General features: G+C 64.9%; 11 protein-coding genes. 9 read left to right on the top strand and 2 right to left on the bottom strand.

Features of this window, described 5'->3' with window-relative positions:
- Positions 1–107: 107 nt before the first annotated feature.
- Positions 108–1,991 carry a potassium transporter Kup gene (locus ACZ1JC_RS12605; RefSeq protein ID WP_465136534.1) on the top strand — a complete coding sequence of 628 codons (1,884 nt, stop codon included), beginning with the start codon at positions 108–110 and terminating at the stop codon, positions 1,989–1,991.
- Between the two features lie 227 nt (positions 1,992–2,218).
- Here the strand turns inward: ACZ1JC_RS12605 and ACZ1JC_RS12600 are convergent, their stop codons facing one another.
- Positions 2,219–3,244, bottom strand: coding sequence for a bile acid:sodium symporter family protein (locus tag ACZ1JC_RS12600; RefSeq protein WP_465136535.1), 1,026 nt, complete (start codon positions 3,242–3,244; stop codon positions 2,219–2,221).
- A gap of 33 nt (positions 3,245–3,277) precedes the next feature.
- On the bottom strand, positions 3,278–4,300 hold the full coding sequence (locus ACZ1JC_RS12595) for an aldo/keto reductase (protein WP_465136536.1): 1,023 nt from the start codon (positions 4,298–4,300) through the stop codon (positions 3,278–3,280).
- A gap of 384 nt (positions 4,301–4,684) precedes the next feature.
- Here ACZ1JC_RS12595 and ACZ1JC_RS12590 point away from each other — a divergent pair, with 384 nt between their 5' ends.
- From ACZ1JC_RS12590 to ACZ1JC_RS12555, 8 genes are all read left to right on the top strand, one after another.
- Positions 4,685–7,114 carry a TonB-dependent receptor gene (locus ACZ1JC_RS12590; RefSeq protein WP_465136537.1) on the top strand — a complete coding sequence of 810 codons (2,430 nt, stop codon included), beginning with the start codon at positions 4,685–4,687 and terminating at the stop codon, positions 7,112–7,114.
- Positions 7,115–7,514: 400 nt separating this feature from the next.
- A complete protein-coding gene (locus tag ACZ1JC_RS12585) occupies positions 7,515–8,402 on the top strand; it encodes a PhzF family phenazine biosynthesis protein (protein ID WP_465136538.1) in 888 nt (295 codons plus the stop codon).
- Between the two features lie 165 nt (positions 8,403–8,567).
- Complete coding sequence (locus ACZ1JC_RS12580) at positions 8,568–9,848, top strand: MFS transporter (RefSeq protein WP_465136539.1); 1,281 nt, start codon at positions 8,568–8,570, stop codon at positions 9,846–9,848.
- Between the two features lie 273 nt (positions 9,849–10,121).
- Positions 10,122–11,324 carry an aromatic ring-hydroxylating oxygenase subunit alpha gene (locus ACZ1JC_RS12575; RefSeq protein ID WP_465136540.1) on the top strand — a complete coding sequence of 401 codons (1,203 nt, stop codon included), beginning with the start codon at positions 10,122–10,124 and terminating at the stop codon, positions 11,322–11,324.
- Between the two features lie 307 nt (positions 11,325–11,631).
- Complete coding sequence (locus ACZ1JC_RS12570; RefSeq protein ID WP_465136541.1) at positions 11,632–12,117, top strand: VOC family protein; 486 nt, start codon at positions 11,632–11,634, stop codon at positions 12,115–12,117.
- A gap of 278 nt (positions 12,118–12,395) precedes the next feature.
- On the top strand, positions 12,396–13,178 hold the full coding sequence (ygiD, locus tag ACZ1JC_RS12565) for a 4,5-DOPA-extradiol-dioxygenase (RefSeq protein WP_465136542.1): 783 nt from the start codon (positions 12,396–12,398) through the stop codon (positions 13,176–13,178).
- 41 nt (positions 13,179–13,219) lie between these two features.
- The gene (locus tag ACZ1JC_RS12560) at positions 13,220–14,323 is read left to right on the top strand and encodes an acetamidase/formamidase family protein (RefSeq protein WP_465136543.1); all 1,104 of its coding nucleotides are present in this window, start codon (positions 13,220–13,222) and stop codon (positions 14,321–14,323) included.
- A 71-nt stretch (positions 14,324–14,394) separates the two neighbouring features.
- Entirely contained in the window at positions 14,395–15,207 is an 813-nt protein-coding gene (locus ACZ1JC_RS12555; RefSeq protein ID WP_465136544.1) for a TauD/TfdA dioxygenase family protein, read from the top strand.
- Positions 15,208–15,326 lie beyond the last annotated feature (119 nt).

The following is a 15,326-nucleotide window of genomic DNA, read 5'->3' as shown; positions in this document are numbered from 1 at the left end:
AGATGGTCCTTCAGGCCGTTAAGGTTCCACGGGGAATTGCTCCGGCCGCATAAAGAAAGCATAAAGTTGGTGGCGCCTTCGCGCGCGCGAGACTAGGCGCCCGAACCATGAGCGACTCCTCAGGGCACCATGCCCCCAATGAAAGCCTCGCAGCGCTGTCCGTCGGCGCGATCGGGGTGGTTTTCGGCGATATCGGCACATCGCCGCTCTATGCCCTGAAGGAAAGCTTCATCGGCCACCACCCGCTGGTGGTGGACCGGATGCACATCTTCGGCGTGATCTCGCTGATGTTCTGGACGATGATGCTGATCGTCACCGTCAAATACGTCTTCATCATCCTGCGCGCGGACAACAACGGCGAAGGCGGCAGCCTGGCGCTGCTCGCGCTGATCGGGCGCACTCTCGGAAAAAGCCGCTGGACGCCGCTGATCGCCATGCTGGGCGTGATCGCCACCGCGCTGTTCTATGGCGACGCCATCATCACGCCCGCCGTCTCGGTCCTCTCCGCCGTGGAGGGGCTGACCGTGGTGAACGAGGAATTCGCGGAATTCGTGCTGCCGATCGCGGTGGTCATCCTGATCGGGCTGTTCTCGATCCAGTCGCACGGCACCGCGACGATGGGTAAGCTGTTCGGCCCGGTGATGATCGTCTATTTCCTGGTGCTGGCCGGCCTTGGCCTCCACTCGATCGCCAAGGCGCCCGAAGTGGTCTGGGCACTGAGCCCGCACCACGCGCTACAGTTCTTCCTGATCAATCCGAAGCTGGCCTTTCTGGCGCTCGGCTCAGTCGTGCTGGCGGTGACCGGGGCGGAGGCGCTCTATGCCGACATGGGGCACTTCGGCCGCAAGGCGATCTCGATCTCGTGGCTCTACGTCGCTTTCCCGTGCCTGCTGCTCAATTATCTGGGGCAGGCTTCGCTGGTGCTGCGCAATCCCGATGCGATCCAGAACCCGTTCTTCTTCATGGCGCCGGACTGGGCGCGCCTGCCGCTGGTCCTGCTGGCGACCATGGCGACGATCATCGCCAGCCAGGCAGTGATTTCGGGCGCATTCTCCGTCTCGCAACAGGCCGTGCAGCTGGGCTTCCTGCCGCGCCTGAAGATCCTGCACACCAGCGCCAAGGCGGCGGGGCAGATCTACGTGCCGCTGGTCAACTGGGGCCTGTTGATCATGGTGGTGCTGCTGGTCTTCGGCTTCCGCAGTTCGGGCAATCTGGCCGCGGCTTACGGCATCGCGGTGACGGGCACGATGCTGATCACCGCCTGCCTGCTGGGCGTGCTGACCTTCACCGTGTGGAAGTGGCATCCGCTGGTGGCGGGCAGCGTCACGGCAGGCTTCCTGTTCATCGACGCTCTCTATTTTTTCTCGAACGTCACCAAGATCCCCGACGGCGGCTGGTTCCCGCTGCTGGTGGCCGCCGTGGTCTTCACTCTGCTGACCACCTGGGCCACCGGCCGTCAGCTGATGCGCGACCGGCTTCGGGAGGACTCGATCCCCTTCGCCACTTTCATCCGATCGGTGGGCGAACGCGTGCGGCGCGTGGCGGGCACTTCGGTGTTCCTCGCCTCCAATGCCGACGGCGTGCCGCCGGGCCTGCTACACAACCTGAAGCACAACCACATCCTGCATGACCGGGTGGTGATCCTGACGGTCTCCGGACAAGGTGTGCCCCACGTCGCGCCCGAAAACCGCGCCGAAGTGGAGGATCTGGGCCAGGGCTTCTACCGCGTGGTGCTGCGCTACGGCTTCATGGACGAGATCGACATTCCCGCTGCGCTGGCCGAAGAAAACCGCGCCGGCGGCCCGTTCAAGCCGATGGAGACGAGTTACTTCCTCTCTCGCCAGACGCTGATCCCCTCCAGCCGGCCGGGCATGGCGCTGTGGCGCGAGAAGCTGTTCGCCGCGATGGTGCGCAATGCGGAAAGCGCGATGGAATTCTTCAAGCTGCCCACCAACCGCGTAATCGAACTGGGCAGTCAGCTGGAGATTTAGGGCGGAGGGGCAGGCTGACGCACTTTTCGCCCCAACCTCACCCCATACTCTTCGTCGCCCCCGCGCAGGCGGGGGCCCCGCTTCCTTCTGCAACCTCCCGTATGCCGCAAGATAAGCGGGATCCCCGCCTTCGCGGGGATGACGGGATGGTGGTTGCGAGTTTGAAGGACTTGCGCCCCTCACCCACCCCGCTCATCCTGAGCTTGTCGGAGGCCTAGCGCCCCGTCTCAGGGGGCTTCGACAAGCTCAGCCTGAGCGGGATTGGAGGGCTGAGCGGAGTTGGCTTGCGTCGGTTCCGCCTGCGCTGCCAGCCTGCGGGCAAGCACGGCACAGACCATCAGTTGAATCTGGTGGAAGAACATTAGGGGCAGGATGATCGCCCCCACTTGCGCCGGCGGAAACAGCACGCCCGCCAGTGGCACCCCGGTAGCAAGGCTCTTCTTCGACCCACAGAACAGAATGACGATGCGGTCCTGATGATTGAAGCCAAGCACCCGGCCCAGCACATTGCCCAGCACCATGATGACCGCGAGAATCCCCAGTGAGAGCGCCGCGATCAGGCCCAGTTCGGCTACCGTCACCTTGTGCCACAACCCCTCCAGCACGGCCGCGCCGAAGGCGGTATAGACCACCAAGAGGATCGATCCCCGGTCGGTATATCCTAAGAGCTTCTTGTGACGGCTGACGAAGCCGCCGATCCACGGCCGCTGCAAGTGCCCGGCGATGAATGGCAGCAGCAGTTGCACGGCAATCGCAATGATCGGATCGGTCGAGAAGCCTTGCGTCTTGCCGGTAATGAACAGCGCGGTCAGCACCGGGGTGATGAAGATGCCCGCCAGGTTGGAGAACGAAGCGCTGCACACCGCCGCCGCCACATTGCCCCCGGCAATCGCCGTGAAGGCAATGGAACTCTGCACCGTCGAGGGCAGCAGGGTCAGGTAAAGCACACCCATCGCCAGCGAGGGCTCCAGCCCCGGAATGGCGCTGACGCCAAGGCCGACGATCGGGAACAGCACGAAAGTCAGGCAGGCGACGGTCAGGTGCAGCTTCCACGCCTTTGCCCCATCGACGATCGCCTCGCGCGAGAGTTTGGCGCCGTGGAGGAAGAACAGCAGCGCGATGCCCGCGTCCGCCACCCCGCCAGCGATCCCCGCCCAAACGCCGCGCGCCGGGAAGATCGAGGCGAGCCCCACGGTCGAGACCAGCAGCAAGAGGTAGGGATCGATGTTCAGGCGGGCGAGAAGGCGAAGCATGGGCAGTCCTGTTTTGGGGAGGCGCTTATCAGGTCAGTCCGGAACCGGACCGGAACCGGCACCGGTTTCGCGAAGAACGGCGGCAATCCCGGCACGATCCTCTGCGGTGAGCACAAGGTTCGCCCCCGTCACCCAGCCATCGACTTGCGCCGGACTGCGCGCGCCGACGATGGCGCCGGTCACGCCCGGCACCGCCAGCACCCATGCCACCGCAACCGCCGCTTGCGAGACGCCGTGCCGCTCGGCCACCGGCTTCATCGCCGCCGCCACGGCAAGGTTGCGCGTCAGGGCCTCGCCGGTGAAGTCGGGATGGCGCGAACGCCAGTCGTCACCCGCGAGCCCCGCCACCCGCTCTGCCGAGAAAGCGCCGGACAGCAGGCCGGACTGCATCGGGCTATAGACGATCACGCCGGTATCGTGCGCCAGACACCACGGCAGTTCGCGCGCGATGGCGTCACGCTTCAGGGCCGAGAGCGGCGGTTGCAGCGTATCGACATGGCCCAAGGCCTCCGCCGCCTCCAACTGGTCCGCATTGTGGTTGGACAGCCCCACCGCACGCACTTTGCCCGCCGCCTTCAGATCGAGCAGCGCGCCCCAGTATTCGTCGAGCGCGGTGCCGTCCTCGGCCGGCCAGTGCATCTGCAGCAGGTCGATCCGCTCCACCCGCAGGCGGCGCAGCGACGCCTCGCACTCCGCAATGATCGATTCCCGGCGGCCGACGCGCAGTTTCGACTGGCGATCGTTCGGATCCCAGACCTGCCCGCACTTGGTGAAGACGTAGGGCCGCCCGGCTTCCGGCATTTCGGCCAGGGCTTTGGCGACCACTTCCTCCGAATGGCCGAGGCCATAGATCGCGGCGGTGTCGATCCAGTTCACTCCGCGATCGACCGCGTGACGGATCGCGCGGACCGAATCGGCATCGTCCTGCGCGCCCCAGCCCACCGCCCAGTCCGGCCCGCCGATGGCCCAGGCGCCGAAGCCGACGCGGCTGATCTCCATGCCGGTCGTGCCCAGCGGACGGGTCATGGGCGGCGTATCGAGTGCGATCACGGTCATCAGGGCATCCTCCCGGGGCCAGTCACCCCTTCCCTGCCCCCATGGCAGGCACGGACGGCACGGTCTTGTCGCTGGAAACGCCAACGGCTTGACGCGAGACGCCCGAAGCATACCCCGCGCCTCTCCTGAAGCGGGGCATACGCTGCAACGCAAAACGGCGAAAACGGTTCCCGTTCGCGTCAAGCACACAAAAACCGCCAATTTACGCGAGTCTTATGCCCAAGCGGCACGCCCGCCGGGTTACAGCGGTCAACTACTTATTCGCAACTGCACAAGACCGGACCGTCATCCAGCCGCCAAGTTCCCCCTCAAGCGGCCACCCCAGCAGCAAGCATGAGCCGCAAAGCCCGGGAATCGATCTTACGACCTGTTCGGGGAGCTGACATGAGAACCAAGTCCACTTTCGCCTATGCCCTGGCCACGGGCATATCGTTGCTTGCCTTCACTTCCGCCACGGCCCATGCCGCCGCTGAAAACGCCGCCGCCGTGCCTGCCGCCGCAGCAGCAGCCGATCCGGCCGCAGACCCGGCCGCCGGCACGCTGACCGACATCGTCGTGACCGCCGAGCGCCGCGACGTCAGCCTCCAGCAGGCCCCGCTTTCGGTCAGCGCAATCACCAACGATACGCTGCGGGCCGGCAACATCACCGATATCACCGGGCTCAACGGCACCGTCCCCGGCCTGGTCATCGCCAAGAGCGGCGGCGGCGAGCGCGTGATCTCCATCCGCGGCATCGGTTCGGAAACGCCGGAGAACACCAATACCCAGCCGGGCGTCTCCTACCACATCGACGGCGTCTACATCTTCAACTCGATCGCCGCGAGCGCCGCCTTCATCGACGTCGCGCAAGTCGAAGTGCTGCGCGGCCCGCAGGGCACGCTGTTCGGCCAGGGATCGACCGGCGGCACCATCAACGTCGTCTCGATCGAACCCAGCACCGATGCGCTGAAGGGCAACGTCAACGCCGGCATCGGCAACTACAACTACATGGAGGGCTCCGCCGCGCTGAACGTGCCGGTGACCGACACGCTGGCGATCCGCGGCGCCTTCCAGTTCACCAAGCACGACGGCTATGCCCACGCCACCGAAGTGCCCGGCTTCAAGAAGTACGATCTGGACGATCAGGACGAGACCGGCTGGCGCCTGGGCGCCAAGTGGCAGCCGCTGTCGAACCTGTCGGTCACGCTGAACACGATCCAGTTCAATTCGAACACCAACGGCCCGGCGCAGAAGAACATCCTCGACCCGAACCCCGATCCGCGCGAACTGACGCAGGACTATCCGGGCCGCTCGAAGGTGAAGACCCAGCTCTACACCGGCGTGATCAAGTGGGACACCTCGTTCGCCACGATCAAGTCGATCACCGGCTACCAGAAGCTGCATTCGAAGCAGGCCTGGGATGCCGACGGGCTGGACACCACGCTGTTCTACCAGAACACCTACAACCCGATCAGCTACACCGGCGTCAGCTATGACCACGTGCCGCTCTGGGCGTCCGACACCAAGAGCTGGAGCCAGGAGCTGAACCTCACCTCGAACGGCAACGGCCCGTTCCAGTGGGTGCTCGGCGGCGTCTATCTGCACTCCAAGAACAGCCAGTACGTCAACGAATACCGCAGCGATGACGACAACTTCCTGCAGGAAGCCCTGCCGGAAGACACCGCGTGGAACGACCCGCTGGTCAGCAACCTGACCTATGCCGAGCTGTCCTCGATCAAGCGTGAGCTTTACGCCGTCTTCGCGCAGGGCACTTATGCCCTGACCGACAGCCTGAAGCTGACCGCCGGCGCGCGCTACAACCACGACAAGTCCTCGGGCATGTACGATTCGATGTCCGGCGGCACCTCCAACCAGACCTCGGGCGCCTATCTCCAGCCCGCGTCGACCGGATCGCGCAGCGATCATGCCTGGACCGGCAAGGTGGCGCTGGATTACCAGTTCACGCCCAGCAACATGGTCTACGCAAGCTACACACGCGGCTTCAAGCCGGGCGGCATCAACAGCGCATCGGCATCGTGCGGCGGCGCCTACTGCATCTTCGGCTGGGAAGATTCGATCAAGCCCAGCTACAAGAAGGAAACCGTCGATTCCTTCGAGATCGGCAGCAAGAACCGCTTCCTGGACGATACGCTGCAGATCAACGCCTCCGCCTTCCTCTACAACTACAAGAACATGCAGTTCCTTGAGGAAGACCCCGTCCTCTATGGCGAAGGCATCAGCAACGCACCCAAGGCGCGGGTCTACGGCCTGGAACTGGAAAGCACTTACGCACCGACCGAGCACCTGCGCTTCGATGCGTCGATGTCGTGGCTGGAGGGTGAATTCACCTCGCACTACTACGCGCTGGACCCGAACAACGCCGCCAATGCCCAGAACGCCGCCGGTTATCCGGATTACCTGTTCTGGACCAACTTCTACTCCGCCTCGGTCGCCCGCGATGCCGCGCGTGAGGATATCAAGGGCAACCGCATTCCCAAGCTGCCGCGCTGGCAGGGCAATATCGCGGCCACCTGGAACGGCGAAGTGGGCCCGGGCAAGCTGACCGCCCGCGCCCAGCTGATCTACCGCGGCAAGTACCAGTACCGCCTGTTCAACGAAGGCGCGGTGGACACAACGCCCTCGTACACGCAGGTCAACACGATGCTGAAGTACGAGCCGGAAGGCACCAATGCGGATGTGACACTGCGCGTGATCAACCTGTTCGACAAGAACGGCATCAACTCGCGCTTCTCGGACCCTTACGGTTCGGCGCAAGTGATGGACACCTACATCCCGCCGCGTCAGGTGATCCTGTCGGTTGGGTACAAGTTCTGAGAGGGAGCCAATCGGGTCGCACCGTTGGTTTTTAGGGGAACGCGTCGGCTGCAAGGCCGGCGCGTTTTTCTGTTTGGGGGCAGCTCGCGTCACAACTCTTCGTCGCCCCCGCGAAGGCGGGGGCCCCGCTTTTCTTCGCACCCTCTCGCCCCGCACGACAGAAGAAGCGGGATCCCCGCCTTCGCGGGGATGACGGGGAGCGTGGGATTGGCCCTCGTGTACACACCCCGCTCATCCTGAGCTTGTCGAAGGATGGGAGACCAGGCGCCACGCCCCGGATGGCTTCTCTGCGGGCTTCGACAAGCTCAGCCTGAGCGGGATCGGGAGAATGGCTTGTTGAAGACAGCCCCCTCCACATCGTGCATGGGGCTGTTCCAGACCAACCGAACGGACCACCCTCGTGCCCCAAGTCCCCTTCTTCACCGTCGACGTGTTCACGAAGACCCGCTTCGGCGGCAACCCGCTCGCCGTCGTGCTGGACGCGGACGATCTCGACGACGCGGCGATGCTGGCGATAGCGGCCGAGTTCAATCTCAGCGAAACGACCTTCATCCAGTCGCCCGCAGACCCCACCAACACCGCCCGCGTCCGCATCTTCAACCGGAAGGCGGAAATGCCCTTCGCCGGGCATCCGATGGTCGGCACGGCCTTCGTCCTCGCCCGCCAGAACCCGCACCTGAGCAGCGCCGCGTTCGAAGTGCCGGCCGGAATCGTCCGCGTGCAGATCGAGCGCGATGCCGATGGCACACCGCTGGCCACCAGCATCGAGACGCCCCAGCCGCTCAGCGTCGGCGAAACGGTCGCGCCCGAAGTGATCGCCCGCGCCCTGCGGCTGACGCCCGCCGATGTGATCACCACGCACCACCTCCCCGTGGCCGCATCGAACGGCAACGCCTTCGTCATCGCCGAAGTGACGGGCGAGGCGCTGTCCCGCTGCGATCCCGATCTGGCCGCCTTCCGCGATGCGCTGGCCGCTCACCCGCAATTCGGCACGCGTTTCGCCGTTCATGCCTATGCCCGGCAGGGCAGCGTGCTGCGCGCGCGCATGTTCGCGCCGCTTTCGGGAACCTGGGAAGACCCGGCGACGGGAAGCGCCAATACGCCGCTCGCCGGCCTGCTGCTCTCGCTGGAACCGGGCAAGCAGGAAGCCAGCTTCGAAATCCATCAGGGCGTCGAAATGGGCCGGCCTAGCCTGCTGCACGTCACCGCGCGCCGCACGCCGGACGGCATCGTGGCCACGCTGCGCGGTGCCTGCGTGCCGGTGATGCAGGGCGAAATCACGGTCTAATACAAAAAGCCGGCCTTCGGGCCCGCATAGCCCAACTCGCTTGCCCCCGCCCCGCGATCAACTATTGAGTCGCGCACCATCAAGAGTGTGCAGGTGCAGCATGTCAGCCTGCAGGGCATGATGGTCCGGCGATTCCGTGCGGACCGTGAGCCCGCAGGAGTTGTCATGTCGTCCGGACTGTCCGTGCCCCAAAGCATACCGCGCAGCGCTTTGGTCATGTTCGCCGCCTCGCTCGGCTTCTTCTTCGTGACCGCCACCACCTTCACCTCGCTCGGCTACGTGCTCTACACGATGGTGGCCGAACTTGGCTGGTCGAAGGCTGCCGCCGGCCTCAGCTTCTCACTGCTGGGCCTCGCCTGCGGCCTCGCCAGTCCGCTGCCGCCGATGCTGATGAAGGCGATCGGCACGCGGCTGACGGTCTTCGCGGGCTGTCTGGTGCTGGCGATCGGCTTCTTCATCGCCTCGCAGATCCATCATCTGGAACTGTTCTTCGTGGCGACGACGCTGATGGGCGTGGGCTTCTCGCTCGTCGCGCCCTCGCCCGCCGTCTATCTGCTGGCGACGTGGTTCCCGCGCACTTCGGCGCGGATGATCGGCTTCTATTTCATGACCGGCGCGGCGGGCGGCATTGCTGGGCCGCTGATCGTCGGCACCATCGTCGGCCTTACCGGCAACTGGCGTCTGCACTGGATGGTCATGGCCGCCAGCGCGCTGGTGCTGGGCGTGATCTCGCTGCTCTGCATCCGCGACGCGGTGAAGGTGGAGAGCGTCGATCAGGTCAAGGGCGCCGGGCATGAGAGCGACGGCCCCGCCGCCAGCGTATGGACCGTGAAGCAGGCGCTGATGACGCCCAGCTTCGTGATCCTCGCGCTGGCCATGACCGTGGTGCAGACCGTGGTCACGACCACCCACTCGATCCTTGTCGCGCATATCGCCAATCTCGGCCAGGGCGCGGCGCCGGGCGCCATCGCGATGAGCCTGCTGGCCTTCGCCGGCACCGGCGCCAAAGGCGTGACCGGCACGCTGTGCGAGCGCGTCGATCCGCGCCGCATCTTCATCGCCGGCCTTGCCGTGCAGGCGCTGGCCATGGCGCTGCTGTGGACGGCCAGCCACGTGCTGGTCGCCACCGTCGCCGCCGCGCTGTTCGGCATGGGCTGGGGCATGGCTTGGCTTTCCGCACACATCCTGCTGCTGCGCTATTTCGGTGCGGGCATCGCCGGCGACATGACCGCAATGGCGACGACCGTCACCACGCTCGCCGTGTTTGGCCCGATCGGCGCCGGCCGCATTGCCGACGTGACCGGCAGTTATGCCCCCGCCCTGCTCGTCTTCGCACTGATGCTGGCGGCGGCAACGGCGATGGCTGTGCTGTTCCTGCGCGCTCCGGCCTCTCCGCCAGTCCGCGTCGAGGAACCGGAAGGCGCAGAACTGGTCCCCGCCGAGTAAGAAGTTCGTTTGAAAATCCGCCGCAGGCGGATTTTGGCGGCACCGGCCCACTCCCCCACCCGACCTCCCACGAAGTGTACCCTGTTGGGAGGTCGGGTGGGGGAGTGGGCCGGTGCCGCCACGAAAATGCCCATCAGGCATTTTCAACGAACACCTTGCCAAAAGTCCCTTCGTCCAGCGCAAAGAGACAGTGGCCAAGGCCCGCTAGGGTCATTCTGTAGCAAGCGATTGCCGAAGGGCGATCCGCAGTTTGCGTCAGACGGGAAGCCAGTAATGACCATTCTCACCGACAAGTTCATCGACAGTCTGGAAAGCTCGACGCTGGACACGCTGGAAGCCGAGACGCTGCCGGCGGAATGCTATGTCGACGAGGAATTCTACCGGTTCGAGAAAGCCGCGCTGTTCGAGCATGAATGGCTCTGCGTCGGCCGCACCGAATGGCTGGAAAACCCGGGCGACTTCTTCACTGTCACCCGCGCGGACGAGCCGATGGTGATCTGCAAGACGCGTGACGGGTCGATCAAGGCGCTGTCCTCGGTCTGCCAGCACCGCGCCATGCTGGTCGCCGAAGGCCACGGCAATGCCCGCGCCTTCGTGTGCCCCTATCACCACTGGACGTATGACCTCGACGGCACCCTCGTCGGCGCGCCGGCGATGAACCGCACCTGCAATTTCGACAAGAAGGCCGCCAGCCTGCCCGTCATCCGGCACGAGATCTGGCACGGCTTCATCTTCGTCAACTTCAATGCAGACGCCGCCCCGCTGACCCCGCGCCTTGCCGGGCTGGAAGAGGTCGTTGCCAACTACGATTTCGAAAACCTGCGCGGCCCCCGTCCCGAGGAACCGACCGTGTTCCCGTGGAACTGGAAGGTCATGCTGGAAAACAACAACGACGGCTACCACGCCAGCCGCCTCCACGCCGGGCCGCTGCACGACTTCATCCCCAGCGGCCTTGCCAGCTTCCCCGAAGTGCCCGCCGATTCCGCCGGCTATTACCGGCTGAACGGCACGCTCCACAAGAACGCCGCCTTCAACGCCACGCAAAAGGCGGTCTTCCCGGTGTTCCCGAAGCTGACCGAGGAAGAGCAGAACCGCCTGCTTTTCGTGAACCTGCCGCCCAGCCTTTCGCTGGTGGTGCTGAACGACACCGTGCTCTACCTGATCATGGACCCGCGCGGGCCGGAGAGCCACGCGCTGACCATCGGCACGCTGATGGTGCCCGAAGCGATGGACGATCCGCTTTACGAGCTGAAGATGAAGATGAACGACACTGCGGTCGAGGAGATCGTCGGTCAGGATTTCCACGTCGACGAACTGGTGCAGCAGGGCCTGCGATCCAAGTTCGCACCGCGCGGTCGCTATTCCTGGCAGGAGGGCGCCCAGCGGCTGCTTAACGTCTGGCTGGTCGAACGCTACCGCGCCGAGTGGGATCGCCGTCGCGGACCGCCAGCTCCGGTCACGCGTCTCCACGCCTGATTTCACAAGTTTACCGTCACCCATTCCCGACGGCTGCGGCGTCCGACCTAGGTCGGGCGCCGCCTTTTTTTTGGCCGGGCTCACGCCCGGATGCGGCACCGGCCCACTCCCCCACCCGACCTCCCAGATTCTACCCCGTAGGGGAGGTCGGGTGGGGGAGTGGGCCGGTGCCGCCAAAATCCGCCTTCAGCGGATTTTGCAAAGAACGCCGGGCGGACGCTCAAGATCAAGGATTCGTGCGCCTCGTGCCGCGCATGCAAACTCCCTGCGGCTAGGCCTTGGACAAACACCAAGGGAGCCTTCCGCAATGACCAACACGCTCATCTTCGTCGATTTCGCGACCGACGATCCTGCCAAGGCCGGCGAATTCTACGCCGAAGTCTTCGGCTGGGAGAACGATGCGCGCCCGCACGGGATCTATCACCGCATGGTTCCCGGCGGCTTCTTCCAGAACAAGGACGGCACCGACAGCCAGATCGGCAACCTCCACCTCGGCGTATTCGACGCGAACAACGCGCGGCCCCATCCGAACCCCGAAGGCGTAGAGCCGCGCACGCTAGCCACCGAAGGCCGCAAGGCCCGCATCTGGGTGCTCGTCTCGGACGACGACAGCCATGAACGCATCCTCTCCACCGCTGAGAAACTGGGCGGCAAGGTGCTGTGGCGTGACCACTACTGGGCTGAGTTCAACGGCTACAACCACGCCTTCGCCGATCCCTGGGGCAACGAGATCATCCTATGGGGCAAGGCCGGTGAGAATCCCGAGATTCCGGCAGATTACACCAAGGAATAAGGCGAATACGGGGCGTCCAAACCAAGGGCCGCCCCTCAGATCCCCAACATAACACCACCAAACCTCGTCATCCCCGCGCAGGCGGGGATCCCGCTTTTCTCGCAACGGAGCAAAGGCAGCGGGGCCCCCGCCTACGCGGGGGCGACGGAGTTTTGTTGGAGGGGAACTGCACTCACTTTACCCGCCCACTTCCAACAAGTTCTTGTGCGCTTGCCCGCAAGACCATCCGCCCCCGCTCTCCCTAGCCTTGGGTCTCAGAGCAACGGAGCAATACGCGAATGAGCCGTCTTCCGATCGTCTTCTACGGTCACGGCAGCCCGATGGTGGCGCTGGAAAAGAGCGACGTGACCAGAAGCTGGAACGCGATCGCCGGCCGCATCGGCAAACCGCGCGCGATCCTGTGCATCTCGGCCCACTGGCAGACGCGCGGCACCGCCGTCACCGCCATGGCCCAGCCGCGCACGATCCACGACTTCGGCGCCTTCCCGCAGGCTCTGTTCGACGTGCAATACCCCGTCCCCGGCGACCCCGACCTCGCCGAGCGCGTGCGCGAACTGCTGGAACCGATGCCGGTGAAGCTGGACGCCAACTGGGGGCTGGACCACGGCACCTGGTCGGTGCTCGTCCACGCCTATCCCGAGGCTGACGTGCCGGTGATCCAGCTTGGCATGGATCTGGGCAAGAGCCCCGCCGAGCACTGGCTGGTCGGCCGTATGCTGCGCCCGCTGCGCGACGAAGGCGTGCTGATCATGGGCACCGGCAACATCGTCCACAACCTGCCGGCGATGGACTGGGCCAACCCGCTCGCCACGCCCTACCCCTGGGCCGAGCAGTTCAATTCCACCATGTGCAAGGCCATTGCCGAGGACGATCCCAAAGTGGTGATCGATTACGAGGCGCTGGGCGATGCCGCGCGGCTTTCGGTTCCCAGCGAGGACCATTTCCTGCCGCTGCTCTACGTGCTGGGCGCGCGGCATGAGGGCGAGCCGGCCGAGTTCGCCCCCCACTTCATCCAGCACAAGTCGCTCAGCATGACGAGCGTGCTCATCGGCGCCGAATAAGCGCGCCTTTTCCCCGATTTCCCTGCGTAACAGGAGTTTCGATGGCACTGATCAGCCTTAAGCCCGCGCTTGAAAAGGACACCGTCCAACCCGGCGCGCTGCACCACTTGAGGGCCACGCCCGAAACGGTGCACTGGGGCTATTTCTCGCCCGAGATCAAGCCGGCGCTCACCGTGAAGAGCGGCGATCTGATCATGGCGCAGGCGGTCACCCACCACGCTGGCGACGATCCGGACCTGATGTTCGACGACGAGATCCGCCGCATCTTTACCGAGATCGATCCGGCCACCCGCGCGCCGGGCTGCCATATCATGACCGGGCCGATCTACGTCGAAGGCGCCGAGCCGGGCGACATGCTGGAAGTGCGCTATTTCCAGATGAAGCCGCGCTTCAACTACGGCTCCAACCTCGCGGCCAACTGGGGCCATCTCTACGAAGAATTCGGCCAGACCGAGCGGGTGACGATCTACAAACTTGATCCCACCGCCAACACCGCCGCCGCGCTCTATGCCTATGACGTGGAAGAGAAGTACGTCGTTCCCGGCCGCATCACGCACTGCCCGGAATGTGACCGCTCCACTGCGCTGCCCGGCATCACCATCCCGGCGCGCCCGCACCTCGGCACTGCCGGCGTGGCGCCCGCCGTCAACGATCCGGTAAGCACGATCCCGCCCGGCCTTCACGGCGGCAATATCGACAACTGGCGCATCGGTGCGGGGGCGACGATGTATTACCCGGTGCAGGTCAAGGGCGGCCTGTTCTCGATCGGCGATCCCCACGTCAGCCAGGGCGACGGCGAGATCAGCGGCACCGCGATCGAAGCCTCGCTCGACGTGCTGTTCCAGATCGTGCTGCGCAAGGATTTTGCCTTCCCCTCGCCGCTGCTGGAAACGCCGGACTGCTGGATCGTCCACGGCTTCGGCGAGAATCTGGATCTGGCCATGAAGTCCGCATCGATGGACATGCTGCACCTCCTGACCGAGCATCAGGGCCTGTCGCGCAACGACGGCTATTCGCTGATGAGCGTCGCCGCCGACTTCGGCGTGACGCAAGTGGTGGACGGCACGCAGGGCATCCACTGCCGCATCGAACGCCGCATCTTCCCGCACAAGGGCAGTGTGGCCGATCCGGTCGCGAAAGACTGAACAGGATGTTCGTGCCGGGCGGGGCCCGTCCGGCACGAACCATAGGAAGCGTTACACTGGAGCCGCCGGAAATGGGCTATGAACTGATCGACGTGCGCCCGATGACCAAGCGCATCGGCGCGGAAATCTTCGGGGTGGACCTGACCAAGCCGCTGGGCAATCAGGCCTTTGCCGAGATTCACGACGCGCTGATGAAGCACCAGGTGGTGTTCTTCCGCGACCAGCCCATGGACCATGACGCGCACAAGGCGCTGGGCCGCGCCTTCGGCCAACTGGCCATTCATTCGGGCGTCGCCGGCCTGCCCAATCATCCCGAAATCGTCGCCATCCACGCTGACGAGAATTCGAAGTTCGTCGCGGGCGAGAACTGGCATTCGGACCTTTCCGCCGATGCCGAGCCGCCGATGGGATCGATCCTGACGCTGCACACTCTGCCCGAAGACGGCGGTGATACGCTGTTCGCCAGCATGTACGCGGCCTACGACGCGCTTTCGCCGGCGATGAAGGCCTTCCTCGATCCGCTGACCGCCGTTCACGACGCCAACCATGTCTACAAGGCGATCTTCCCGGATTCGACCAAGACTTATCCCTGCAACGCGCACCCGGTGATCCGCACCCACCCGGTAACCGGCCGCAAGCTGCTGTTCGTAAACTCGTCCTACACGACGAAAATCAACGAGCTGTCCGGCCCGGAGAGCAAGGCCGTGCTCGATTTCCTGTTCGAGCATGTGAAGGACGCGAACTTCCAGGTCCGCTTCCGCTGGGAAAAGCACTCGGTGGCGTTCTGGGACAACCGCTGCACCCAGCACTTCGCGGTGTGGGACTATTTCCCCGAAGTGCGCTCCGGTTTCCGCGTCACCGTCGCCGGCGACAGACCCTACTGAGATGGGCCCATTCTGATCAAGCCACGCTATCTGTTTGCCGCCACGGCGCTTGCCCTCACAAGCCCGGCGGTGGCAACCGCGCCTGTGCCGCCCCCCAGCAAGGCGGCACAGGCGCTCCA

This window comes from Sphingomonas sp. BL-S-28 (assembly GCF_055521515.1).
The sequence above is the reverse complement of the archived record's forward strand: the minus strand, read 5'-3'. Positions and strand labels throughout refer to the sequence as shown.